Origin of the sequence: Polyangium sp. 15x6 (genome assembly GCF_029960785.1) — a bacterium.
Lineage (GTDB): Bacteria > Myxococcota_A > Polyangia > Polyangiales > Polyangiaceae > Polyangium.
Window position 1 is genome coordinate 57032 of record NZ_JASBQE010000003.1, and the last position, 24010, is coordinate 81041.

General features: G+C 67.6%; 19 protein-coding genes and 1 pseudogene. 8 read left to right on the plus strand and 12 right to left on the minus strand.

Annotation, left to right across the window (positions count from 1 at the left end; all coding sequences use genetic code 11):
* Window positions 1-63 precede the first annotated feature (63 nt).
* Window positions 64-1023: an oxygenase MpaB family protein gene (locus QHF83_RS03245; protein ID WP_282416271.1), complete on the plus strand. Its 960-nt coding sequence runs from the start codon at window positions 64-66 to the stop codon at window positions 1021-1023.
* 3 nt (window positions 1024-1026) lie between these two features.
* Here QHF83_RS03245 and QHF83_RS03250 read toward each other — a convergent pair whose 3' ends face one another.
* The 5 genes from QHF83_RS03250 to QHF83_RS03270 form a co-directional block, all read right to left on the minus strand.
* Entirely contained in the window at window positions 1027-2934 is a 1908-nt protein-coding gene (locus QHF83_RS03250; protein WP_282416272.1) for a hypothetical protein, read from the minus strand.
* 157 nt (window positions 2935-3091) lie between these two features.
* Entirely contained in the window at window positions 3092-4849 is a 1758-nt protein-coding gene (locus tag QHF83_RS03255) for a hypothetical protein (RefSeq protein WP_282416273.1), read from the minus strand.
* A 99-nt stretch (window positions 4850-4948) separates the two neighbouring features.
* The gene (locus QHF83_RS03260; RefSeq protein ID WP_282416274.1) at window positions 4949-5704 is read right to left on the minus strand and encodes an outer membrane lipoprotein-sorting protein; all 756 of its coding nucleotides are present in this window, start codon (window positions 5702-5704) and stop codon (window positions 4949-4951) included.
* Complete coding sequence (locus QHF83_RS03265; RefSeq protein ID WP_282416275.1) at window positions 5701-8610, minus strand: MMPL family transporter; 2910 nt, start codon at window positions 8608-8610, stop codon at window positions 5701-5703. The genes QHF83_RS03260 and QHF83_RS03265 overlap by 4 nt, the downstream gene beginning before the upstream one ends.
* Window positions 8611-8762: 152 nt before the next feature.
* Window positions 8763-10232 carry a protein kinase gene (locus QHF83_RS03270; RefSeq protein WP_282416276.1) on the minus strand — a complete coding sequence of 490 codons (1470 nt, stop codon included), beginning with the start codon at window positions 10230-10232 and terminating at the stop codon, window positions 8763-8765.
* Window positions 10233-10322: 90 nt separating this feature from the next.
* Here QHF83_RS03270 and QHF83_RS03275 point away from each other — a divergent pair, with 90 nt between their 5' ends.
* Window positions 10323-11060 (plus strand): hypothetical protein, encoded by a 738-nt coding sequence (locus QHF83_RS03275; RefSeq protein WP_282416277.1) that lies wholly within the window; start codon window positions 10323-10325, stop codon window positions 11058-11060.
* A gap of 6 nt (window positions 11061-11066) precedes the next feature.
* Here the strand turns inward: QHF83_RS03275 and QHF83_RS03280 are convergent, their stop codons facing one another.
* Window positions 11067-12854, minus strand: coding sequence for a hypothetical protein (locus QHF83_RS03280; RefSeq protein WP_282416278.1), 1788 nt, complete (start codon window positions 12852-12854; stop codon window positions 11067-11069).
* A 338-nt stretch (window positions 12855-13192) separates the two neighbouring features.
* Here QHF83_RS03280 and QHF83_RS03285 point away from each other — a divergent pair, with 338 nt between their 5' ends.
* Both QHF83_RS03285 and QHF83_RS03290 read left to right on the plus strand, forming a co-directional pair.
* Window positions 13193-13891, plus strand: coding sequence for a hypothetical protein (locus tag QHF83_RS03285; RefSeq protein ID WP_282416279.1), 699 nt, complete (start codon window positions 13193-13195; stop codon window positions 13889-13891).
* Between the two features lie 289 nt (window positions 13892-14180).
* On the plus strand, window positions 14181-14351 hold the full coding sequence (locus QHF83_RS03290) for a four helix bundle protein (protein ID WP_282416280.1): 171 nt from the start codon (window positions 14181-14183) through the stop codon (window positions 14349-14351).
* Window positions 14352-14470: 119 nt separating this feature from the next.
* Here QHF83_RS03290 and QHF83_RS03295 read toward each other — a convergent pair whose 3' ends face one another.
* The 5 genes from QHF83_RS03295 to QHF83_RS03315 form a co-directional block, all read right to left on the minus strand.
* Complete coding sequence (locus tag QHF83_RS03295) at window positions 14471-15691, minus strand: metallophosphoesterase (protein WP_282416281.1); 1221 nt, start codon at window positions 15689-15691, stop codon at window positions 14471-14473.
* Window positions 15692-15921: 230 nt separating this feature from the next.
* On the minus strand, window positions 15922-17427 hold the full coding sequence (locus QHF83_RS03300; protein ID WP_282416282.1) for an aldehyde dehydrogenase family protein: 1506 nt from the start codon (window positions 17425-17427) through the stop codon (window positions 15922-15924).
* Window positions 17428-17494: 67 nt separating this feature from the next.
* Entirely contained in the window at window positions 17495-18229 is a 735-nt protein-coding gene (locus QHF83_RS03305) for an SDR family oxidoreductase (protein ID WP_282416283.1), read from the minus strand.
* 112 nt (window positions 18230-18341) lie between these two features.
* The gene (locus tag QHF83_RS03310; protein WP_282416284.1) at window positions 18342-18647 is read right to left on the minus strand and encodes an antibiotic biosynthesis monooxygenase; all 306 of its coding nucleotides are present in this window, start codon (window positions 18645-18647) and stop codon (window positions 18342-18344) included.
* Window positions 18648-19044: 397 nt separating this feature from the next.
* A complete protein-coding gene (locus QHF83_RS03315; protein ID WP_282416285.1) occupies window positions 19045-20610 on the minus strand; it encodes an ATP-binding protein in 1566 nt (521 codons plus the stop codon).
* 279 nt (window positions 20611-20889) lie between these two features.
* On the opposite strand from QHF83_RS03315, the gene QHF83_RS03320 reads away from it, so the two are divergent.
* A complete protein-coding gene (locus tag QHF83_RS03320; RefSeq protein WP_282416286.1) occupies window positions 20890-21270 on the plus strand; it encodes a response regulator in 381 nt (126 codons plus the stop codon).
* Between the two features lie 6 nt (window positions 21271-21276).
* On the opposite strand, the gene QHF83_RS03325 is transcribed toward QHF83_RS03320, so the two are convergent.
* Window positions 21277-21888, minus strand: coding sequence for a response regulator (locus QHF83_RS03325; protein WP_348980423.1), 612 nt, complete (start codon window positions 21886-21888; stop codon window positions 21277-21279).
* A gap of 359 nt (window positions 21889-22247) precedes the next feature.
* Between QHF83_RS03325 and QHF83_RS53435 the strand changes: the two are divergent.
* The 3 genes and pseudogenes from QHF83_RS53435 to QHF83_RS03335 form a co-directional block, all read left to right on the plus strand.
* Window positions 22248-22594 (plus strand): annotated as a pseudogene (locus QHF83_RS53435) (hypothetical protein); the annotation flags it as partial.
* A 418-nt stretch (window positions 22595-23012) separates the two neighbouring features.
* The gene (locus tag QHF83_RS03330) at window positions 23013-23213 is read left to right on the plus strand and encodes a hypothetical protein (RefSeq protein WP_282416484.1); all 201 of its coding nucleotides are present in this window, start codon (window positions 23013-23015) and stop codon (window positions 23211-23213) included.
* Window positions 23214-23406: 193 nt separating this feature from the next.
* Window positions 23407-23949 carry an RNA polymerase sigma factor gene (locus QHF83_RS03335; RefSeq protein WP_282416288.1) on the plus strand — a complete coding sequence of 181 codons (543 nt, stop codon included), beginning with the start codon at window positions 23407-23409 and terminating at the stop codon, window positions 23947-23949.
* Window positions 23950-24010 lie beyond the last annotated feature (61 nt).

Here is a 24010-nt window from a genome sequence, read left to right on the forward strand (position 1 = left end):
CCGTCGGAAAAAGCTAGCGTCCGCCCGCTTCCGGCCCCATCACAAGGGTGAGGGGGAACCCATATGACGGTGACAAGGGCAGATCTCGAGCGTTGCCTCGACCTCGCGAAGAGCTCGGTCGTCGAGCCGCGCATGGGCCTGTTCGGCCCCACGAGCCGAACCTGGCACATCGCGCGCGAGGGCGTCGTCTTCCTCGCCGGCGGCGCGGCCGCGCTCCAGCAGCTCGCGCATCCGTTCGTCGCGTACGGCGTCGCCGAGCATTCGGTCACGCGCGAGGACACCTTCGGCCGCTTCCTGCGCACGTTCGAGAACGTCTACGCGATGATCTTCGGCCCGCTCGATCGCGCCATCCGATCGGCGCGGGCGGTGCACACGATCCACGAGCGCGTGACCGGCGTGATCACCGAAACCGCCGGCACCTGGTCCGCGGGCACGCGTTACAAGGCGAACGACGAGGGCGCGCTGCGCTGGGTCTTCACGACCTTGATCATCAACGCGGTGCGCGCCTACGAGCTCGTCATCGATCCGCTCGAGGAGCACGAGAAGGACGAGTATTACGCGGAATCGCGTCGCTTCGCGCTCCTCTTCGGGCTCGAAGAGGAGGACCTGCCGGACTCCTACGCCGCGTTCGAGCGCTCCTTCGACGACACGATTCGCTCGGGCTCGATCGTCGTCACTGCGCCCGCGCGCGAGCTCGCGGAGTACCTTCTCGCGCCGCCGCACCCCGCGCTCGGCCTCGCGTGGCGCTGGTACACGATGATGACCGCGTCGCTCTTGCCCGAGGCGCTGCGCGAAGGGTTCGGCCTGCCGTTCGGGCCTCGCGAGCACGCGCGTGTCGACGCCTCGATCCACGCGATCCGCCGCGCCTATCCTCGCATCCCCGCCCGGGTCCGCCACGTTCCCGCGTACACCGCGGCCGAGCGTCGCCTCGCGTCGGGCGAAAACTACGTCCGCGAGCCCGACACGGGCCGCCCCTTCTTGCTCAAGCTTCTTTTGCGCATGAGCCGCGCCGCTGTCCTTTGAGCGCTAACCACGCGCCGGTCGCCTTCGCTCCTTGAACCAGGCGCGCACCTTTCGCATCCGCGAGAGCTGCTTCCACGGCGCCCGCATCTTGCACGTGGACGCCTCGTCCGTGCCTTCCTTCGCGCCCCAGCGCACCTCGGGACAGTCGTTCGGGTTGTATCCGACCTCCAGCAGCTCCGCCCGCGAAACCACGTCCGCGAGCGAGAGCGAGAACGACGACCCATCACTCCGCACGTACGTAAAACGCCGTGTTTCGAGCTCCTGCGCCAGCGTCGCGTCGAGCTCCGCGCGCACCTCGGCCGCCGCCTTCCCCGGCGGCATCGCGTACCGCTCCGGCCTTCGCTCGACGCGCGCCGGCAGCGCGCGGGCCACGTCGATCGCCACGAGCAGGCGGAGATCGCGCGACGGCGTGGAAAAGTCCTCCCACGGCCCCACCGTCTCGAAGATGCTCGCGCCGTCGGGCATCTCCACCGACTTTCCGCCGCCTTGCCGGTATTTTCGCCCGTTCTCCACGGACACGACGCGCCCCTTCACCTGCTCTTCCAGCGCGTCGATCATCTCGATCAGCGCGCGCTTCGGATCGAGCGGCAACGGCGAGAGCACGTCGTCCACGCGATCGTAAAACCCCTCCACGCCGTGCTCGTACTGCTCCATCGCGTGGTCGCCGTGGTCCGGATGCGCGGCGATCTCCTGATTCGACAGCGGGCGCAGCGCCCCGCGCTCGATCACGAGCGGCCGGAACCGCTTGAAGCCCGGGCTCCCGAGCGAAGGATCGAGCGCGAAAAGGAAGTTTCCGCGCCAGTACCGCCGCCGCGCCACCGTCCCATCCGGCTGCCCGTCCACCGCGAGCAGCATCCCCGCGCGCTCGCTCGTCTGCGGCACCCGCTTCACCACGACGAGCACGTGCCCGTACGGATCCGCGTAGATCGTCCCCGGCCGGAGCGCTCGTTCGTCGAGACGAACCGGATAAAAGTCCGTCTCGTCGTCGTCGCCCGCGGTCCGTCCCGTCCCCGAGTGCACCGTGTCCGCCAGCGTCGTCCGCACGAACTCCGCGAAGCCCGCCATCGGATCGGTGCGCACGTGCCGCGGCCATTCGAGGCTCGATCGAGGCCGCTTGCAGAACGGCGCCCGGCCGCCGCCGCCGCGCGTGCATGACGAGTATGCGAACGGGAGCTGCATTTTGAACGCAAAATAAGCCCGCAGCGCGTACGGCAGATCCGCGCAGTCCGGATCGAGCACCGGCGCGTCCGGCCCTGCGTCGTCCTCGCCGCGGCCGAGGTGATCGTGCAGCAGGTTCCGCTTCGGATCGCGGATCGCCTCGTGCAGCGCCGGGAACGTGAGCGGCTCGCCGAGCGGCGCGTCGAAGAGTGCCTCGATCCACGCCGCATACAGGTTCTCCGTCGCCTTCTCCCACGCCGCGGAGATCGGCCACATCCCGCGCGAGGCGCGCGGCGGCTCGTCCGCGTCGTCGATCGTCACGTCCTTGCACGCGCGCGCCGCCTGCGCCTCCGCGAGCACCACGCGCAGCGTCCCCGCCTCGGGCGCGGGCACGGTCACGTTCCAGAAGTACGGCCCTGCGCCGCGCCGCTCGTCCGCGCGAACGACCGTTTTTCCGCTCCCATCCTGGACGACGAGCGCCCCCGCGCTCGCAACGTCTGCGACCGCGATGATCCGCAGCGGCGTCCCGGGGCGCGGCTTGCGTGGCGAGACGAAGAGCGCGAACGCGGGCGAATCCGCGCACGTCTCGATCACCGGCGGTGGATCGTTCGTCGGGACGAACGCCGCGGCGGAGGCTTTGGGCAGCGCCGTCACGGCGAGCCCGCGGGCTGCCGTGATCGGCGAGGCGCGCCCACCGGGCTCACCACAACCGGCGAGCGCCGCGAGCACGACGAAGGCCCCAAGCCGCAGCATGGCCGACACTTACCGCGGCGGAAAGCCGGGAAGCAATAACCTCGAACATCGTTCGACCGAACGATGTTCGAGGAGATCGCGAAGCGAGCTCCCTCGGGGGGTGAATCGGCCGGGCTTTGCCTGGCCGAGAGGGGGACGCGAGGCGTCCCCCTCGGGACTAGAAGCTGTATTTCGCGCGGGTGAACACGGTCGACCCGCCCGTCTCCGGGGAGCCGAACTTCGTGTAGGGCTTGCCGAGCTGGAGCAGCGCCCCCGCCGCGAGCTCCAGCCCATTGCCGAAGTTGTAATCGAGCTCCGGGAAGATGACCATCGAGAACCCTTCCGCGCTGAGGGGCGAGATCGTCCGACGCACGCGTTTCCCCTCGTCGTTGTCCCACGTCTCCTCGACGAGCGGCGTCGCGTCGAGGATCGTGAACAGCCGGAACATGCCCGCCTGGTTCGCGAATTTGAAATCGGCCCCGAGCACCACGTAATCGCCGAGCCGCGGCCGCAAAATCTCGCGCGAGCACATCTCGCCGTTTTTCGCGAGCGTGCAGGCGAGCACGTTCGCCCCGTCGACCACGCCGCTCTGCCGGACCACGTATCCTTCCTTGATCCAGTCGCCCGCGCCGTACTCGTCCACGAGCCCGTGCACCCACATCGCGTTCACGTACACGTGCTCACCGAACGTGTAATCGAGGCCGAGCACCCATTTCAAGAACGGTGTGTCGTCCACCACGAGCGGCTCCCGCCCGCCGGCTCCCCCGGGCCGCCCGTCGCCGTCGTAATCGTATTCGCCGGCGGGCTGCGGGATTCCGAACGCGAGCTCGTCGTTCGTCAGCCGGATCGACTGGCGCTGCGGCACCACGAGCGCGCCCTCGAAGCGATACCCGATGCCGCTGATCTCCTCCGAGATCCACGAGAACGGGTTCACCTCGCCCGTGGCGTTCAGCCCGTAGACGTGCATCCGCGGATACTCGAGCGTCACGTCCGTGAGCAGGACCCCGTCGACGCAATCGTTCGCATCGTTCGGGTTACAGCGTCGGCCGAGGGCCTGGCGTGTGTGGTTGCTCCGCGGCTGCGGGAAATCCGTGCGGCCGTTGTAATACGAGAGCGCGATGTCGTGCTCCTTGATCGTGCCCGCGATCCGGTAGGCGACCTGCATGTTGTCGAACGTCGGCTCGGGCATCACGGGCGTCACGTTGCCGATGATCGTCGGGTGGCCGAACAGCGTCTGCGCCGTGGCCTGCTCGGCGACCACGCGCTGCCGGAGCGAATCCGAGACGAACGGCAATCGATCGAGCTGCGCCACCGCGAGCGAGCCGGAGAGCGGCAGCATCGCGGGCTTGAAGATCGGCACGAGCACGCCGGAGATCGACCACTCCTCCGAGATCCAGTAATCGGCCTTCACCATGAAATTGGCGATCTGCCGGCCGAACAGCAGCGGATCACGCAGATCGTCGGAGTTCAGGTTGTTCGTCGGGTTGAACTGATCGCCGACGCCCCAGGAGACGACCTGCTGGCCGATGCGCAGGTCGAGCCCCTTCACGAAGAGGCCCTCGGCCTCCATGTAGACCGCGCGCGCTTCGAGGCGGTACGGGTCGGCCTTCTCGATCCGCGAGAGGTCGCCGACGGCCGTCATTCGCTCGGGATAGCCGCTCCACACGAAATCGACCGCCGCGACGCCGTGGAACCGCCCGTAATCCGCCTCGAGCTTCAGGCCGAGCGTATTCCAGTTGCGCTCGACGCCCGCCGGCAGCTCCTGCCGCGAATACCAGTCGCCCACGCCCACGGGCTGCATGCGGAAGCGCAGATCACTCTGGATGCGGCCGCTCCAATCGAGTTCGAGCTCGTCGGCCTGGGCGCTCGTCGCCGTGCCGAGCAGGAGGGCGAGGGAGCAGAGGGTCGCGCTGCCCCGACGAACGTGGCGGTACATGCTTCGTTTGACCTCGGGTCCTTGAAATGCGTCGCGCCGCCCGTCCCGTGGTGGGAGGAGGCGGCGCGCGTATCTACTCTATCTCGGGCGGGGCGAAATCTACTTTTCGAGGCTGCGCTTCGAGAAGAGATCGTCGCTCATCTCCTCGTTCACCTTCCACGCCTTGCGGATCATCTTCGTCCAGTGGCCGCCCTTCGTGTGGTCGACCATCTTGAGCTCCTGCGGGCTGCAAATATTACTCTGGCAGTCGTAGGTCGTGCGCGTCTCGGTCTTCACGTGCTTGCCGGCCGCGTTGTAGTACTTGATCTCCGTCGGCAGGTTCTTGTCCTTCTGGACCTTGAACTCGATCTTGCCGTGCGGGACCGTCTGGCCCGCCTTCGCCGTCGCCACGAGCGTCTGCTCCGCGGCCGCGTCCGCGGCGAGCTGCGCGTCGTAGAAGGCCGCGTACGCCTGCGTCGCGAGGTCGTCCTGGCTGAAGGCGAGCCCCATGAAGCCTTGATCGGTCACGTGGCTGGCGATCCGCCGGATCTTCCCGAACGCCGGGAGATACACGTACATCTGCGTGGGCGAGAGGATGAGGACCTTGGTCCCCTTCATGTCGGCGGGCGCGGTGAACTCGGTCAGGCGCTTTTCGCCCTTGATGTAGACCTTGAGCCCCATCTTCTTCTCGTCTTTGCCGGGCTCTTTGTTGACGACCTCGTACTCGTAGTACTGGGTCTTCGCGCGGTTCATCGCCTCTTCCATCGCCTTGAGGGCCTTGTCGCCCGGGGCGTCGGCGCCCGCATGCCCGGCCCAGAGCAGGGCCGCGAGGAGGGGAGCAGAGGCGGAAAGCCAACCACGGAAAGCTGTACTCATCTCGAACCTCGTTCGTTCAGGGAAGGGCTCGTGCTCGTGTCGAGAACGGTGTCCGACGCATCGGACGCAGGTGCGGCGCTCGGTATTCTAGTCCCGTCGCCGTAGTAGCGCGTTTTGCGCGCGAAGAGGGGGATCACCAGCATCGTGGCCAGGGCCGCCGCCACCATGGCCGCCGCCGTCAGGCCTCCCACGTTCTTCAGGGGCCGCGCCTCGCCGAGCGTGAGCACGAAAAAGCCGGCCGCGACCATCCACGCGCTCATCCAGATCGCCGGCCCGGCCCGCCGCGCGGCCGTCGTGGCCGCCTCCGCGAGCGGGGACTTCTCCGGCGAGCTCCATGCGACCATCAGGTGTACCGCATAGTCCACGCCCGCCCCGATGATCAAGCTCGGAAGCATCGACGTCCCGATGTCGAGCGGGACGCCGAGCAGCCCCATGCCGCCATAAATCACCGCCATCGTCAGCATGATGGGAAGCACGCCGAGCAAGCCGCTCCAGAACGACCGGAACAGCCCGACCATGAGCAGCAGCACAAAACCGAGCGCGAAGAACAGGCTCTTCCAATGGTTCGACGCGACGCTCCTCGACAGGCCCGCGTGCATCACGGGCAGACCCGTCACCGCGACCGCGAGCTTCTGCTCTCCCGACGTGGAGGGCTCGGCACCCGCCGCGCCCGCGGCCGGCGGCAGCGCGAGGGCCGGCACGTCGAGGTCCATCCACGCGGCCGCGATCGCAGCGTAGAACCGTTCCCCCTTCAACCCCGCCGGCGCCGCGATCTTCGCGTCGAGGGCGAACTCTTTCGCCCGCGCCATCGCCTCGCTCCGCCGCCAGATCTCCTCCAGCGGGCGATCGACCGTGTCCGCGAGATCGGTGACGAGCGTGTCGCCCACGGGTTTGTCGAGGGCGGCTGCGATCGCCTCCGCGAGCTTCGCCTCGTCGGGCCGCGATCCGAGCGCCGTGAGCGCGCGCGCGACCTTGTCGATCGCCTCGGGCCCTTCGAGCTCCACGCTGCACTCCTCCGAGCCGAGGAACCGCGTGAGCGCGGCGCGCGTGGCCTCCGAGGCGTCGGCCTTCGCCGGCGCCGCGAGGCGAGCCTCGAGATCCGGCTGCTCGGGCATGGGGGTGCCAAAGGCCTTCCCGACCGCGCGCATGCGGGCCGCGGCGAGAGCGCGCGCGCGGGCCGTGACCTCGTCCTTCCGGGCCCCCTTCGCCTCGGCCACCGTGTACTTCGTCGTGATCGCCGTGCTCGCGACCTCTCGAATTCGTTCGAGGACCGGCTCGGTCTCGGACGCGACGCTCGTGTCGAGCTTGACCTGCAGCAGCGCCTTCTTCCGGTCGTCCGTGACGAGCTGCGTGACCGCCTTTTTGCCTTCGAGGAAGCCGTAGAGCAGCTTCACCTTGGCCGCGGTGTCGGGGATGCGCCGATCGCCCTCCATCGCCTCGTTGATCTGCGCGACCACCGCGCCCACGTGGTTCACCGAGCTCACGTGCGGCAGGACCACGAGGCGGTCGGCGAGGGCCTGGATCTCGCGGAGGACGACCGGATCGGTCATGTCGCCCTCGACCTGGATCTGCACGAAGAGCGAGCCGCCGAAGCCGTCGCGCAGGAAGGTCTCGGCCTGGTCGGGCGGGCTATTTTTCGAGAAAAACGCCGCGTTATCCATGCGGCTCTCGATCTTGCCGACGAACAGCGCGCTCCCGAGCGCGAGGGCGCCGAGGCTCGCGCCGACGAGGACGCGCCGCCGCTGCGGCAGCGTACAGAGCCACTCGTGCAGGCGGACCACGCCGCCCTTCGCCGCCGGCCTCCCTTTGAGCTTCACGAGGTAGGCCACCGCCGGCACGAACGTGAGCGAGAGCGCGAGCGTGATGAGGATCCCGACGGCCGCGAACACGCCGAAGGTCCGGAGCGGCCCGATATCCATCAGCAGGAACGACAGGAGGCCGGCGACGGTCATGAGGCCGCTCGCGAGGACGGGCGGACCCATCTCGCAGATCGTCCGCACGAGGGCCGTCTCGCGGTCGTGCTCGTGCGCGAGGGTATAGTAGCGGCTCAGGATGTGGACGGCATAGGCGCTGCCCAGGGCGAACAGAATGACGGGGAGCGAGCCGAGGATGACGTCGACGGGGACGCCGAGCGCGCCCATGAGCCCGAGCGACATCACGATGCCGAGCGCCGTCGAGAGCAGCGCGAGCCCGGCTCCGATGACGTCGCGGAACGAGATCACCGTGATGAGCACGATGACGAGCACCGCCCAGGGCGCGAGCCGCCGCATGTCGTCCTGCGTGACGCCGTAGATGTACGTCGAAATGAACGGCGCGCCGCCCCAGAACTTCGCCTCGCGCGGAAATGCCTCCTCCACCGCGGCGCGGACCTTTTGTGCCAAAACCTTTTGATCCGCCCCGTGGCCGGCGAAGCAATAGAGGAGCGCCGCCTTTCCGTCCGCCGAGATCAGGTTTCCGACCACGTGATCCAGCGAAAGCACCTTCTCGCGCAGCGCCGCCCGCTCCTCGGGCGTCTCGGGGATCTTGCCGACGAGGTAATCGTTCGTGATGCCGCCCTTCTGCGGATCCGCCACGAAATCGTCCATGTTCGTGAGCGTCATCGCGTAACCGACGCCGTCCGTCTCGTTCAGACGTTTCGTCAGGTCGCGCAGGCGCGTCAGGAACTCGGGAGAGAGCGCGTCGTCCGTGCTGATTCCGACGAGCGCGATGTCGAGGCTGCCGAAGCGCTTGCTCACGTCGTAGAAGACGCCGACCTCCGGGTTTTCCCGAGGCAGGAACGAAAGCACGTCGTCGTCGCGATCGACTCGAGACGCAAAAAACAGGCTCGCGAGCGAGAGCAATACGACCGCGAGGACGATGGTCCACGCCGTCGCTCGACGAACGAGAAGATGTGCGAAGGCTTGCATCGAGAGGGACTTCCTGGCTTCGGGGCGGTCGCGGAGCAAACCCAAGCCAAAAGGGGATGTCAAGCGCGCAAAGCGCCCGGGACGTGCGCAACGCGGGTCGACACGCGTTTGATGCAATGCAGCGTTATCGCGCTGCTATCGCAATGCAAGTGTCAGCGAGATGCCGGTGCGGTCGGGGAGGGCGGCGCAGGCGGGCTCGTCGTGTGTTTCGCGGACCAGGCGATGCCCCCGAGCACGCCCACGAGCGCGAGGACGCCGATCGCGAGGATCACGAAGCCGACCCATCGCCGCTCGGGCGGCGCCGGTTGCGCGGGCAGGTAGGGCACGGCGACCGGATTCTGCCCCGTCATGGCCTGAAAGCTCGGCGGCGGCGCCTGCGGATTCGGCGCGCCCCACGCCGCCATTTGCGCCTCGGGCAAACGCTGCAAGGGCGCCGTTCCCTGCGGGCTCGGCATGCCGAGCGGCGCCGTCTGGTGCGGGGCCTGGTGCGGTCCGCCGGGCCAGCCGCTCTGGGGGACGCTTCGCGGGCCGCTCTTCGGAGGCTCGTGCTGCGAAGGCGGCGCGCCCTGCGGATACGAGGGCGGCGGCCCCGGCATTTCTTTCATCGGAGGCGGGGCGCCCGGCATGGGGTTTCCCGTGAACGCCGCGAGCGGGATCGTCTTCGCCACCTTGTGGCTCGCCGGAGGCGATGCCGACGGTGGCCCCGACGTCCCCGGCCGATACACCATCGTCACCGCGAGGCCGCCCTCGTCCCCGTCGTCCGAGGCCGCGGGAGACGGCGCGTTTCGTATTCTCTCGGTGAGCGTCTCCAGCCGCGCGACGATCTCCGCGGCCGAGGCGATCCGCGCCCGTTTGTCGCGGACGATGCACCCGGCGACGAGCTCGTCGAGGGCCGGATCGATCGCGGGCATGATGTCGCGGAGCCGCGGGATCGGGGCCGTGAGCACGGCGTGGATCAGATCCGGGCCGCGGCCCGCGAACGGCCGCTGGCCCGCGAAGAGCTCGAACATGAGCACGCCGTACGACCAGATGTCCGTGCGTGGATCGAGGTCGGGCGCGCCGGCGATCTGCTCGGGGCTCATGTACGCGGGCGAGCCGAGCAGGCCTCCGGGCGCGGTGAGCATCTCGTCGGCGCCCATCGGCTTGCAGAGGCCGAAATCGAGCACCTTCACGAGCTCCTCCGACGCGCCCGCCTCGCGGTGCAGGAAGACGTTCGCGGGCTTGAGATCGCGATGGATGATCCCCTGCGCGTGCGCGGCGGCGAGCGCGCGGCCGACGTCCCGCGCGATGGGCAAGGCGCGCGCGAGATCCATGCGGCCGTCGCGCTTGACGTAGCCATACAGCGTGTCGCCCGAGAGCAGCTGCATGACGAGGAAGGGATCTTCCTCCGCGGTCTGCCCGACGTCGTAGACCTCGACCACGTTCCGGTGCGCGATCTGCCCGGCCGCGCGGGCCTCGCGCAAGAGGCGGGCCCGGAGGTTGTCCGTCGCGTTCACGATGAGCTTCACCGCGACGTGGCGAGAGGTCATCTCGTGCACGGCCTCCCAGACGACGCCCATCGCGCCCTGGCCGAGCCTACGAGCGAGGCGGTACTTGCCGCCGACCAGGTCACCGGCCTTCATGCGAGGCAGGCATCGTACCACCGCGGCGACGTCCACCGTGAGGAATCCGTCTTCGCCACTTCGGGATCCACTCGTCTAGAGTAGGCGACCATGCCGTCCTCGATCCGCCGTGTGGGCCCTTTGGCCCTCCTCGTGTCGTTCGTCCTCGCCGCCGGCTGCCGCGACGAGCCGTCTCCCGCCCCGGAGGGCCGCGCGTCCCAGGTGCCCGCGAACGAAAAGCCCGCCCCCACGTCCGTGTCCTCGGCGAGCCCGAAGGCCACGGCGCCTCCGCGGCCCACGCTCGTCGCTCCGCCCCCCGCGTCCGCCGCGCCCTCGGCGAGCGCCGCGCCCTCGGCGAGCGCCTCCGCGGCCGTCGTCGAGCCCCCGGCCTTGCCGCCCGATCCGCCCTTCGACTGCGACGTGGTTCTCACGCCCGAGGAGATCAAGGCCGCGTGCGGCATCGCGGTCGAGGCCGATCCGAAGCAGCCCACCGAGGACATCGGCGCTGAGCGCACGTGCAGCCGTCGTTGGAACAGCAAGGATGCGGGCACGTTGAGCCTGCTCGTCGTGCGCCACGGGAGCGACGCCGAGGCCAAGGAGCGCTTCAAGGACATCGAGGGCGAGGTGAGCGGAATCGAGGCGATTTCGGGCCTCGGCGACGTCGCGCGCCGCTACGTGAAGAAGGGCGCGGGCGGGCACCCGATCTTCAACGTCGAGGTCGTGAAGGGTCGCTTCGACGTGCAGGTCTTCAACCCGAAGATCACGCTCGGCGACACGACCGTCGGCCCGGTGTGTGATCACGCGGGGCTCGAGAAGCTGCTCGCCAAGGCGGTGACGCGCCTGCCTTGATCGAGCTCAGCCGCCGGTGCTCCGGATCGGCTGGACGGTCCCGTCCGCGCCGATGCGGATCGCCTTGATGCCGCTCACCGCGTGGAGGAGCAGGATGGCCGCGTCTCCCCGCGGAAAGAGCCGCATCGCGTGCAGCTTTCCCGCGCCGTTCACGTCCTGGCTCGCCTCGTCGTAGATCACGATGTCGGGCGCGGTCATGATCGACGCGGGCGTGGCGATCCGCGCGCGCACGCCCGCGTCCAGCGTGCGCCACACGACGAGGAGACGGTCGCCGAAGGACGCCGCGAGCACGGGGCTCTCGTCGTTCGCGGGCGGCGCCGGGCGCGACATCGGATCACGTCCCCGGAAGAGCTCGTCCGCGGCGAACACGATCGGCTTGCACATATCCTTCGTGCACCACGCGCGCCGCACCTCGTGGGCCGCGCCATCGCCGACGCCGCTCTGCAAGACGAGCGTCGTCTGCGCCGCGCGGTCGTCGCACGTCACGATCTCGGAGACCACGACCGCGCCCGCGGGACGCGGCAGCTCGTCGGCGCGCACGAGCGGAGATCCGCCGCGGGCATCTCGCCGTGTCATCCACACGGTTCCGCCGTCCCGCGCGACGATCACGAGGCCGTTTGGCGCGTGGCACGCGGCGAGGTGCACGGCGTCGTGCGGGAGCGCGCCGGCGTCCTCGATCGGGCCTGGCGCGCCTTTGGCGGCGCCGAGCCTTCGCAAAAGGAGATGCGGTTTGCCCGCGCGCGGCTCGATCCACGCGAGCGCGTCGCCGAGGACGAACACGCTGGAGAAGCGCACCCGCGGCGGCGGATCGATTCGCACCCGATCGAGCCGCCGCGTGCCCTCGCTCCGATCGATCCAGAGCGCGCGCTCCTCGCCCCGCTTGCCGAGCTCCATCTCGACGACGCCCACGACCTCCTTCGCCGCCGAGAAGCCGCCGACCACGTGGTACGGCTCGCCGAACGCCTGCCCCGTGTCCGCCCGGTAAAACGTCGATCGCGCCGAGCTCCGATCCGCGACCAGCGCCGGCCCCTCGTCGTCGGCCGCGGGCCAGAGGTGTGGCCGCGGCAAACGGGCGCGCGGCGCGAGCGGCGTGCACGAGGCCGCGCCGAGGCCTTCCGGGAACGTGCATGCCATGGGCGGCCCGCCTCGATCGCCGCGGAACACGAGGCGCAAGGTTCGTCCGGGAACGGCGTCCGCCGAGTGGTCCCCGAACGCGATGCGCTCGGCGAGGTTCGGCGCGTCGAGATCCGCCGGCGATGCGGGCGCGGGCGGCAGCGGCACCTCCATCGGCCCGCCGTCCGGATCGCAGAGGCTCCAGAGCGACGGGATCGGCAGATCCGAGCGGGTATACATGTCCCGCGCCTTTTCGATCACGCGCGCCGCGAGATCGGGCGGCGGCGCGAACGCGGCGCGCCCCCTGCGTCGCTCGGCATCCGCGAGCGCCTCGGCGTGCGCGGCGCATCGCCCCGGCCACCCCGGGCCCGTCGTCGAAAGTCGCTCCGGCTCGGACAACGAAACGGCCGTGAGCAGGATCCTCCGCAGCCGCTCGTCCGGCGTCTCGTTTGCTGCGGGCGTCTCGCCGAAGAGGCAACGGAAGAGCGCGGCGCCCGAGCGTTTCGCGTCCCGTGCCGCCGTGACGCGCGGCACTCCGTACCGGATTGCCGCGACGGCCGCCGCGAGACCGAGCACGCCGAGCGTGGCGATCACGAGCCTCCGCCGCCGGCTCGTCCCGCCCTCGGGTTTGGCTTCGGCTTTTGCTGGGGTGGCGTCGCCCTCGGGTTTGTCTTCGCTCACGGCTCTTGGCCCGTCTACGGCAGGGGCCTTCCAGGGACGGAGAATAGCCGGGAAACAGGGCGGGATGGGAGGTCTCGTGTGCCAGGCGTGGTGGGGCCGTCCATCCCCCCGCGGTTTGCGCCTGCCCGGATGATTTCAATGACCGTGGCGCGGTCATTGGCGTACGCGCAGCGGCCGTCATTGTTATGAGTCGAGCGGGGCGGCTCGCTGGCCACCATCACGTCAGCCGTCGAGAGCGCGCCGTCGAGCGTTTCGGCCGTCCGTCTTGACGCCCGGACTTTTTTGGCACTAATGCTGGGGGCAGTTCCGCCCAGAAATCCCGCACCGAGAGGCCGCTCATGACCGACCCCCGCATGGATCCGTACGAGGCCGTCGCGTATGGCCGCTTCACCGCGGCGCAGATCAACACGCTCCTGCTCGGGCTCGATCTCGAGCTCGACGGGACCCTCCGGCTCGTGGCCAGCCGCGTCGCCACGACCACCGAGGCGCTCGAAGCCGCGCTCCTCCGCGCGGGGGTCCCCGAGCTCTTCCTCCACCGCGCCCCCGAAGGCGCGCCCGATCCGGTGCAGGCCGCGCGCGAGACGCTGCGGAGCCTGGTCCACTCCGTCGAGCCTCTCCGCGAGGGGTACATGCTCACCTCGCGTCTTTTGGAAGGAGAATCGCTCAGCACGGCGGTGCGTCGCACGCCGATGAAGCTGCTCGCGCGGCTCGAGCACGTGCGCGAGGCGCTCGACAAGATGACGGACATGATGCCCGAGCACGGGTCCTGGTCGGCCCGCGTGGAGCAGGCGCGGGCAGCGCTCGAGGCGTTCGACGGCGAGGTGCACGCGGGGAGGTCGGAGCGACGATCGATGACGGCGGATGTCGCCTCGGCGTGGAACACGTGGCAGCGGGCGTACGCCTCCGCCAAACACGTCGTGCTCGGGGTGCTGGCGGGGGTCGACAAGGTGGCGCTGATCCGGGAGGTATTCGACGACCTCGCGGACGAGAGCCCGTCGCGGCTCAGCCAGCTTCCGCCCATTCCGGCGACGTATTGACGGGAACGGGGGCGGGGGCGGGGGCGGGAACGCAAACGCAAACGCAAACGCGAACGCGAACGCGAACGCAAACGCAAGTGGGAACGGGACGCTGGGGATCCCGCTCGGGGATGGCGATCGTACCGTCGTGCTCGGTCTCTGCAAGACCAAGCCGTGCTCGCCATCCTCGCCACGCTTCGCGTGGCTCCGGGTGGCTCCGCGCGGTGCTTCGCAGTCTTGCAGAGACCTCCGCGCGACGGTCCGGGACACGGGTCCCGGCGAAAGGGTCGTCGGGCGGAGGTTTTCGCCAATGCTCGAGATCTACGATGTCGTTCTGGTGATGGCAGGGGACGCGGCAAGGATCGCCGGCCTCATCGAACGGAAAGATAGGGACCTGGCCCGTCAAATGCGGCGCGCCATGCAAAGCGTGGCGTTGAACGTCGCCGAAGCGGTGGAAAGCTTTCGCCTAAAGAAGCGATAACGCTATGAGACTACTCAGGTTCCCCGCGCGGCTTGCGGCACGCCTGGCGGCGGAGTTGTCTCCGCGTCGAACACCCTGAGCTCGCCGAGTCCCGGACTCCTTCCTGCCAACACCGTCCGTCAGGTGGCTCGCAGCACGATGTGCGTGATCTCTGCAGGAGCCCCGAGACGCATCGGAGGCCCCGAGTGCCCAGTCCCGCGGCTGACGTAGACTCGCGTGTCGCCCAACCTGCCGAGGCCAGCGACGAATGGATCACTCAGCCGCAAGAGCCAGCGCAGCGGCCACAGTTGTCCCCCGTGAGTGTGCCCGGATAGCTGGAGATCGACCTCGTATCGAACGGCCTCGTGGATTGCCTTGGGTTGGTGCGCGAGGAGGATCAGAGGCCGTCTCGCGTCACGCCCTTCGGTGGCTCTCGCGAGATCGGCACCGTGACCGATGTCGAAGTGGGTCGCCTCGTAGTCGTCGATGCCCGCCAGGTCCAATCCATGCCCGTCACGCTCGAGCACGACGTGCTCGTTGCGGAGTACGCGGACGCCGAGCGTCGGAAGATGTGCACACCAATTCGGCGCGCCTGAATGGTACTCGTGATTTCCCGTCACGAAGAACGTGCCGAACGTCGACTCGAGGCTGGCGAGCGGAGCGACGTCATGTGCGAGGTCCTCGACGCTTCCGTCGACCAAATCGCCGGTGATGACCACGACGTCCGCGTCGAGGTCGTTCACCTTCGAAACGACGCGCTTTAGGAACCTACGTCCGACGATGGGACCGACGTGGACGTCCGAGATTTGAGCGATTCGGAACCCATCCAGCGCTCGCGGGAGCTTCGATAGATGAATTTCCACATGCTCGACGCGAAGCGTGCGCGCTTCGAGCACTGCCAATGTCGCAGCCCCGACGCCCCACGTTGCGATGAGAGTTGCGCCCGCCTCGGGACCGATGCGCTCGATCTCCGGTTGTTCGAACGTCACGAGCTCGAGCACGAGGCGTAAGAAATCGATGATGCCTGCGGCGAGCACGAGATAGAACGCAGTCCCGATCCAGACGTAAACAGGCGCAAGCCACCAGACGGACCAACGCGGCGAAACCAGACGGCTCGCGACGACCCCGGTCGGAACGCTTGCTGCGGCGAGGACGAGCATCACCGTCAGCGCGTGGTCGATGGAGGTCGGGAAACCGACGTCGCGGACGAGACGCATCCACAGGTAGTAGTGAGTGCCGCTCACCACGGCGACACCGATCGGCAGGAACGTGACGAGTGGCCGCCAACGCCCGAGGGTCGCCCGGGTCGATTGTCGCGGTGCAGCCACTCCCACACCAACTCGAGTCTCATCCGTACGCATCGCGCGCCTCATACTTGCGGTCGTGTTTCCTTGCGGTTCATCTGAGCAGGCGTGCGATCGCGCCGCGCGGCCACTGCCCGACGCTTCCGACTCGTCCCCTTCCTTCGTTGGGGTCGGCGGTGTCGGGCAGTGGCCAGGCGCGATCCGATGTGCTTGCACGCTGACGCGCTCGAGTTGGAGCGCGAACATCGAATCATCGAATGACGCGAGCGGCGTCCGATAGGCAGCCGTTACGGCGAGGTGTGGGCGATCGCGGCCGTCGGAAACTCGACCGGAACCGCGATCGTCTTCGTCTCCAGATACTCTTCGAAACCTTCGATCCCCATCTCGCGGCCAATGCCCGATTGCTTGTAGCCGCCGAAGGGAGCGTTGGAAGAGAAGAAGAACGCCCCGTTCACGTTCATGGAACCCGTGCGGATACGGCGGGCAACCTTCATTGCGCGTTCGGGAGAGGCCGAGATCACCGACCCGGAAAGGCCGTAGATCGAGTCGTTCGCGATCCGGATTGCGTCTTCATCATCTTCGAAGGGGATGACGACGAGGACGGGACCGAAGATCTCTTCTTGCGCGATCGTCATCGTGTTCTCGACGTCGGCGAAGAGAGTGGGCTCGATGTAGTAGCCTTTCGCGAAGCGCTGAGGCTTGCCCCCGCCCACGACGAGCCGCGCCCCCTCGGCCTTTCCCTTCTCGATGTAGGCGAGAACTCGCTCACGCTGTGCGGCGTTGATCATCGGCCCCATGATGTTTTTCATGTCGGTCGGGTCGCCGTAGGGCACGTTGCGATAGATCGACTCCAAAATGGAGATTGCCTCGTCGTAACGCGAGCGCGGAACGAGAAGCCGCGTGTTCAGCACGCAGCCCTGGCCGGCGTTCGCGCACACGAAGCTGGCGCCGATCAGAGCTTGAGAGAAATCCGCATCGTCGAGGATGATCATCGCGGACTTACCGCCGAGCTCGAGCAGCGTCCTCTTGATGGTTTTCGCGGCGCTCTCCATGACGCGACGTCCCGTGGCCGTCGACCCAGTGAACGAGACGACGTCCACTCGAGGGTCGGCGGTGAGCATGGCGCCGAGCCTCCCGTCGGCCGTCGACGTCAGCACGTTGAACGCTCCCGGCGGCAGGTCCGGGCACTGCGACGCGACGCGCCCCAACATCGTGGCCGCCCACGGCGTGTCGTGAGCGGCCTTGAGCACGACCGTGCAGCCGGCCGCCAGCGCGGGAATGGTCTTCTGCAGGTTCGTTTGCACCGGCGCGTTCCAAGGCGTGATGGCCACCACCACGCCAGCGGCCTCCTTGCACACCAGGCGACGCGCGGCGCCGCCCATGGGCGAGCCAAGGTCCTCGAGCTCGCGCTCGAACGGATAGGTGGCCAGCAACCGGAGCGAGAAGTCGATGTCCGCGACCGAGCTGTCGAGCATCGGTCCGTGCGTGAAGGCGATCGGGCATCCGCTCTCGGCGACGATCTGACGCCGCCACTCGTCGGACGCGGCCTTGAGGCCATCGCGAAGCTGGATCAGAGCTCGGATGCGCCGTGCCTTGTTGGTCGACCAATCCGACTCGTCAAAGCAGCGACGAGCGGCAGCGAGCGCGCGATCGGCATCTGCCAAGGAAGCCGCGGCCACGACCCCTGCGACCTCTTCGGTCGCTGGATTGATAACGTCGTAGGTTCGCCCCCCCTCCGCATCGACCAATGCGCCGTTGATGAAGAGCCGACGTTCTGCGTTCAGGTTTTCCATGGTTCGAATCTCACTTTGTCGAGCTGTCTATTTCTTCTTTTCGGAGCGACTCTTTCGATTGCGATCGCTAGACGAGCGCCAAAGCGTCCGCGCCCGCCGGAAAGCGGAGTTGACTGGAAACGTCGTTCGCGGCTCTCCACACGGCTTCGGCGACGTCCGATGGAGTGGTCACCGCGCGCGGATTCGCGAACCCTGCGAAGATGGGTTCGGCGAACGCGGCGTAGGCCGCGGGAATCAGGTCCGCGACCGGGATGTCCGTGTTCTGAGCGAAATTCGTGGACGGTCCGTATCCGGGTTCAACGAGCTTGGCGCGCACGTTGAATGCCTGAAGCTCCAGCGCCAACGACCCCGTGAAACCTTCGATTGCCATCTTGCTGGCGGTGTAGGCCGACGCGAGCGGCATCGGGGTGAGCGTCACGCTGGAGGTCACGTTCACGACCACACCCGACTTGCGCGAGCGAAACTGCGGGATGACGGCTTGGGTCATCGCCATCACGCCGAACGTGTTCGTCTCGAAGACCTTGCGGACGTGCGACATCGGCGTCGCCTCGAATGCTCCGACGACGCCGATGCCGGCGTTGTTGACGAGCGCGTCGAGTGGTCCGCTCGCGTCGATTGCGTGTGCAATGCTCGCTGCGCTCGTTACGTCGAGCGCGATGACGCGCATACGCTCCGAACGCGGAAAGAGATCTTCGCGTGGCGTTCGCATCGTCGCGATCACCCGCCAGCCGCGCTCGTGAAAGTAGCGCGCCGTCTCGAGCCCGTACCCAGACGAGCAACCCGTGATCAATACAGTTTTCATGCTCATGCTCCGTTTCCGACGTGGTTAGAAGTGGACGACCCATTCGGGTCGCGTTGCGTAGTGCGTCGCGCTGCTGCTCCGTTTCGCCGCTCGCAGCGGTCCGCGAGAACTGTCATTCGCGTACGATCCCGCCGACGGGCAGGACGTCCTGGTAGTGCCCGGCATCGACGAGCAATGGGCCGATCTTGGCGACCAGGGCTTTCGTCTCCTCTCGCGCGAAGTGCTCGGCGTGGGCGTCCCTCGTCGTCCAGCCCTCCGTCACGTGGATCACGCTCGGGTCGTCGACCGAGCGGAAGACGAGGTAGAGAACGCAGTCCGGATTGCCCGTCGGCGTGCCGCTTAGGAGGAGATGGATCAGCTCATCCGACTTTCCGTCGCGGGCTCTGATCGTCGCCTGGAAGCCGTGAGTCGCGCTCATTCTGCATTGGGACATCTCTGTTCTCCTTGTCGCTGGGCGAGGGCCCCCGGTCGCGTTCTCGCCATCCCTACGTAAGCCCGACGATCCGACGACCAATAACGCGCAGTCCATTCTTCATTCTCGATCGTCTAGAGTGTCGAGCGCGATTCGCCGTCGCGGGCGCGCGGGCGCACCCACGGCTGTCGCGTGCAAGCGATTACCAATGAATCGATCGCGAGCGATCCCTGCTCACGATAGACTGCGACGCCGGCGACGATTCGAACGCGCAACACGCGGCTCGCTCGTCGGGAACGACGCTGATTCGTGCCCTTAACCTATAGGCCGAGGCGCGCCCCTTCCACCCTCTCTTGGTAGGGTTTGGCGCGTCTCGTCGTGCTCGTCGCAGCGCGAGAGGAGCTCAGAGGCGAGGCAGGACCAGATGCACGGCCATGCCAAACGGCTGCATGGGCTCCGCCCAGATACGGCCTCCGTGGGCCAACACGATCTTGCGCGTGATCGTCAGACCGAAGCCGAGCCCATCCACCTTCGTCGTGAACAACGGCTCGAACAGCTTCGCTTGCTGCGCGGGGGAGATCGGATCTCCGACGTCCACGATCGAAACCCGCACTGCGTCACCGTCTACCGCGCTGCGAAGCGTGAGGAGTCGCTCGCGACCCGCCACGACTTTGAGCACGTCGATGGCGTTTCGGATGAGATTGAAGATGGCCTGCTGCAACTGCGTGACGTCACCGTCGACCTCCGGAACGTCTTCCAGCTCCACCTGCGTTCGAATGCGCGCCCGGTCGAGCTCCACGCGCGTCATGGCCAGCACGTTGCGCAACAGGTCGTTGATTCGGACTCGGCTCCGTTGAAGGTCGCTGCCCCTCACGAGCGACCTCAGACCGTTCACCACTGCCACGACACGGTGGACGTCCCGGACCGCGCCTTCCGCGGCTTCTCTCGCCTCGTCGAGCTCCGGAGGCGAGTGGGCGAGCCAGCGCAGGCTGGCCTCGGCACTCGCCGCGATCGCAGTGAGCGGCTGATTGATTTCGTGAATGATGGAACCCGCGAGCTCCCCGAGCGACGCTAGACGAAGCGCGTTCTCGAGCTCGGACTGCTGCCGGCGGAGGGCCGCCTCGGTCTCCCGCCGTTCCGTTACGTCGGTGAGCACGCCGTAGTAGTAGAGGTCGCCGTGGTGATCGCGGTCCACGTCACCCATGCACTGGAGCCGGCGAATCTGCCCATCGAGAACGATCCGATACTCGAAGTTCATGGGCAGCAGGTTGGCGACACTCGTGGTGAGCTCGTCCACCGTGCGTTGTCGGTCTTCGGGGATGATCTTCTCGGCCCACACCTCGAAATCGACCACTGCGAGCGTCGGATCCAGACCGAAGAGCTTGTAGCACTCGAGCGAAGCGAACGACTGCCGCGTGCGAGTGTTGTACCGGAAGTCTCCCATCCTCCCGACCTGCTGATGCTTCACGAGCATGCTCGTGGTCTCGCGCAACACGGTCTCGGCATCGAGCCGTGCGCGTCGCTCACGCTCGAGCATGGCGCCGAGGCGTGCTCTCTCGTGAGCGGCAGCAAATCGTTCGACGAGCGGTAAGAGTGCGGCCATCGTTTCGTTTCCCACCGAACGGCCATGCTCGAAAACGATCTGCAACACCCCAATCGGCCCGAGTTGGTGGCGCAGCGGAATCAGTAGCTGCTCACCGATCTCGCCTGCCGTCGCGAGCCGCAGGGCCTCGCTCCCGTTCCACACGAGCTCGAGGAGCTCACGCGGGAGCTCTCCGTCGACGCGTTCCTTCGCCATCGCGGGTGTCTCGGGCGTTGCGAGGTACACCGCCCCGCCGAATGCGTTCGCTTGGTCCAGAGCGCGCTCGAGCAGCTCCTCGGCCAGACGAGCGACTTCCGCTTCGGGTGGCGTCTGAAACTCCGCGAACGAACTACGTAGCGCGATACGCTCAAGAATCATGGTCGCCATCCCTTACTCCCGAGCTGCGCGGGCCGCGCACGGCTCAGCTCCCGACGTGCGCATTCCGGCGTGCTTCGCCCGCTCCACGAATCGAGCGCCCCCATGCCCGCCAGGAGCTGGCGCGACCGATCGGCGACCTGCACCCGGCCCCGCGAGCTCTGCGGTGCCGCACCTCGACCCTACCTTGGTGGGGTGGAGCGGCAGCGACGGATCGGCTAGCCTGCACCAGGTGGTGGCCTCGCACGTACAGCCCGTGCCGGCGTTAGCACGCTCGAACGTGAGGAATACGTGCGCGCGTCTGCCCGCGAACTGATTGCCGTCGTCGACGACGATCCCGGAATCCTGAAGTCTCTCAGCAGCCTGTTGAGATCCGCCGGCTTCCGCGTCGCGACGTTCGGGAGCGCCGAAGCCTTCCTCGCGAGTGCGGAGCGAGACGAGGCTCGATGCCTGATTCTCGACTTGGAAATGGCCGGAATGGGCGGGCTCGCGCTTTTGGCGCAGCTTGGAAAGCCACTCACGATTCCGACGGTCGTGCTCACGGCGCGGCAGAACGAAGAACTGCGCACCCGCGCCCTCGACGCCGGGGCGCACGCCTTCCTGCTGAAGCCGCCCGTGGCGGCCGTGCTCTTCGACACGATCGCCGAGGCGGTCGCGCGCACCGCGCCCTAGCGGCATTCAGCGCCCCAGCCGGGCGGACATGCGCACGAGCTCGGCCAGTGACCCCGCCTTCATCTTGCGCATCACGTGACCGCGTTGCTCCTTGACTGTGAACTCCGCGGTGCCGAACTCCGCCGCGATCTGCTTGTTGAGCAGTCCGTCGACGACACGCGCCATCACTTCGCGCTCACGTGGCGTGAGCGCTTCGTATCGCCCACGCAACTCCAAGAGCTCCCGCCGACTGGCGCGTGCTTGCCTGTCCCGCTCGATGGCGGTCGCGACCGCGGCCGCGAGCTCGTCCGCGACGACCGGCTTGGTCAGAAAATCGTCGGCGCCCGCCTTGATGGCTCGCACCGAGGTCGGAATGTCCCCCCGTCCAGTGAGGAAGACGATGGGGAGCGGTCGATCCTGCGCCAGGAGCTGACGCTGAAGCTCGAGCCCATCGATGCCGGGTAGTTGCAGGTCCAGCAACAGGCAGGATGCACAATCCTCCAACGTGGCCCTGAGAAACTGGTCCGCGTCTTCGAAGAGGGTGACGCGGTACCCGAGAGCACGGAGCAACGTGGAGAGCCCGGCACGGACGCGCGCGTCGTCGTCGACGACGTAGACCGTCGCGTCGTCTCGACTCACGTGGCACCGCCGCGGTCGCCCTGGTTGCGCATGCGCTCCCAGTGAAGGTCGGCTTCCCCGAGGCGCGCTCCCCGTAGCGAGACGAACGTCATATCCCGAGCCTACCACGACGACGCGACGTCTTCCATCTTCGGTCGTCGATGATCCATTCGCGATCGTCCAAACCAACGGAGACGGTCGCCGGACCTCAGAGGGACTGGCGCGGTGGCTTGCGCGTGATTGCTGGGTACGACCGGCAATCATGTGCGCTCGTGGTGGATGCGTTTGTTCGGGAATTGCAGCGAAGCTATCGCTGGCGAGCGAAGCGCGCGTTTGGCTTGTCCAGCGTGAAAGAGGCCTTCACGGGCACAGCGACGGTGATTCAGCGGTTCGACTCGGTCGACGTCGCTTCGCCCCGCTATCTCGCCGCCCACCCGCGCATCAAGGAGCCCGCAGGCCCGCCGATCTCGCCAAGCACCAAATCATTTCGGGCTCGATTCCTGGGTCTTCACGCCAGCCAAGGGCTCGTCGAAACCCCGCACCGTCCAGTTCGCGCCGCGATTCACTGTCGATCGTCCCCGCCGACGCGGAGCATCCGCCGCTGCCGGTGCATCTGCTTGCCCCGCAAGGCCGCATGGCGGTGCCCAAGGTCATGGCATCCTTGAAATGTGCTGGTAGCGACCGGGAGCGAAGTCCGCGAGCTCTACGACCGTCAGCTCGGACGTGATGAGCGACTGAGTAACCTCTCGGGGCCACCCGGTCGTCACTGCCGCGAACGACGATTGCGGTGATCGTGCCCTCGCAAATACCGCGGAATCCCTACGCCGGGCCGATGATGCCGCGGCAGCACCCGAATCGGCTTCCCGCACCCACAAGCGCATACGCGCCGTCCCTTCGCATTTTCAGCATCCGCCCAGGCTGTAGACAGATCCGGCTGATGCCACCGGATGAACCGCGGGATCCCCACGCAGTGGTGCCACGGCTTCACCACGACCCGCCCCCCGCACCCGCAGGCGCACACGTGCCCCTTCGCGTTTTCAGCCTCCGCCCACGCCTCCGCGGCACCTGCGGGCGTCGGTCTTGTTGGCAGATTCACTGTTTCTTTTAACAGTAGAGGCGGTGTCGTCGTTTGGTGAAAGGTTAACATTGCCGAAGGCATGGGCAGCCTCCACGGGCACAAACGGCAGCGCTATTCCTCGGCGCTCGGTTCGGCCCGGGAGGTGCTGGCCTGCGTCCAGGTCGCCCAGGCCATGCATTACATCGATACGGTCAGCCCCAACGTGCTCGATCGCATGAACCACATCATCGCCACCCTGGCCCGCCTCGTCTACCGCCGCGCATCCTGAACCAGCAGGGCGGGCCGTCCCCTCCACGGGCGGCCCGCCCGTTCCGCCGGGATCACAGCCCCATTGCGGTGCTCCTCGTCCCTTTCGCCATTGCCTTCCCCCACGATTCATGAGACAAAGCAAGCGACGCCAGCCGGTGCAGGAACACCGACCGGCGTCTCCCCACAACCCCGCACAACCCGGAGTCATGAGTATGGCTACGATACCGCTCCATCCGCCGCCGGCAAACTTTACGGCGGAGCACGCCCTCCTCGGGCGCCTTTACCTCGAACACCGCGATTTCCTGCGCCGCCTTCTTCTTGGTCAGGCCATCCCTCCCCGCGACGTGGACGACGTCGTGCAGGAGGTCTTCATCACGGCGTGGCGCAGGCTCGAATGTCTCGTGAGACCGGAGCAGGCCCGCCCGTGGCTTTTGGTGATCGGGCTCAACCATGCGCGCAACCATCGAAAGCTGGTGCGTTGCGAACGCGAGGTCTTCGCGGGCCTGGCCGATGATTTTCCCGAGCGGGAAGACTCGTCGGAGTCGACGGAGGCGCTCGTGCAGGCGACGTACGGGCTCTTCCGGCTCAAGCGGTTCCTCTGGAAGATCGGCCCGCGCATCCGCGCGGTGGTCCTACCGTACCTGGAAGGCCATTCGATCCGGGAGATCGCCGAAGCGCTCGGCATCAAGACGAAGACCGCCCACGCCCGCCTGCACCTCGCCCGGGAGCACCTGAAGACGCTCGCGCTCGCGTAACTCCGCGTGCGTTTGCATTTGCGTTTGCGTTTGCGTTTGCGTTTGCGTTTGCGTTCCCGCT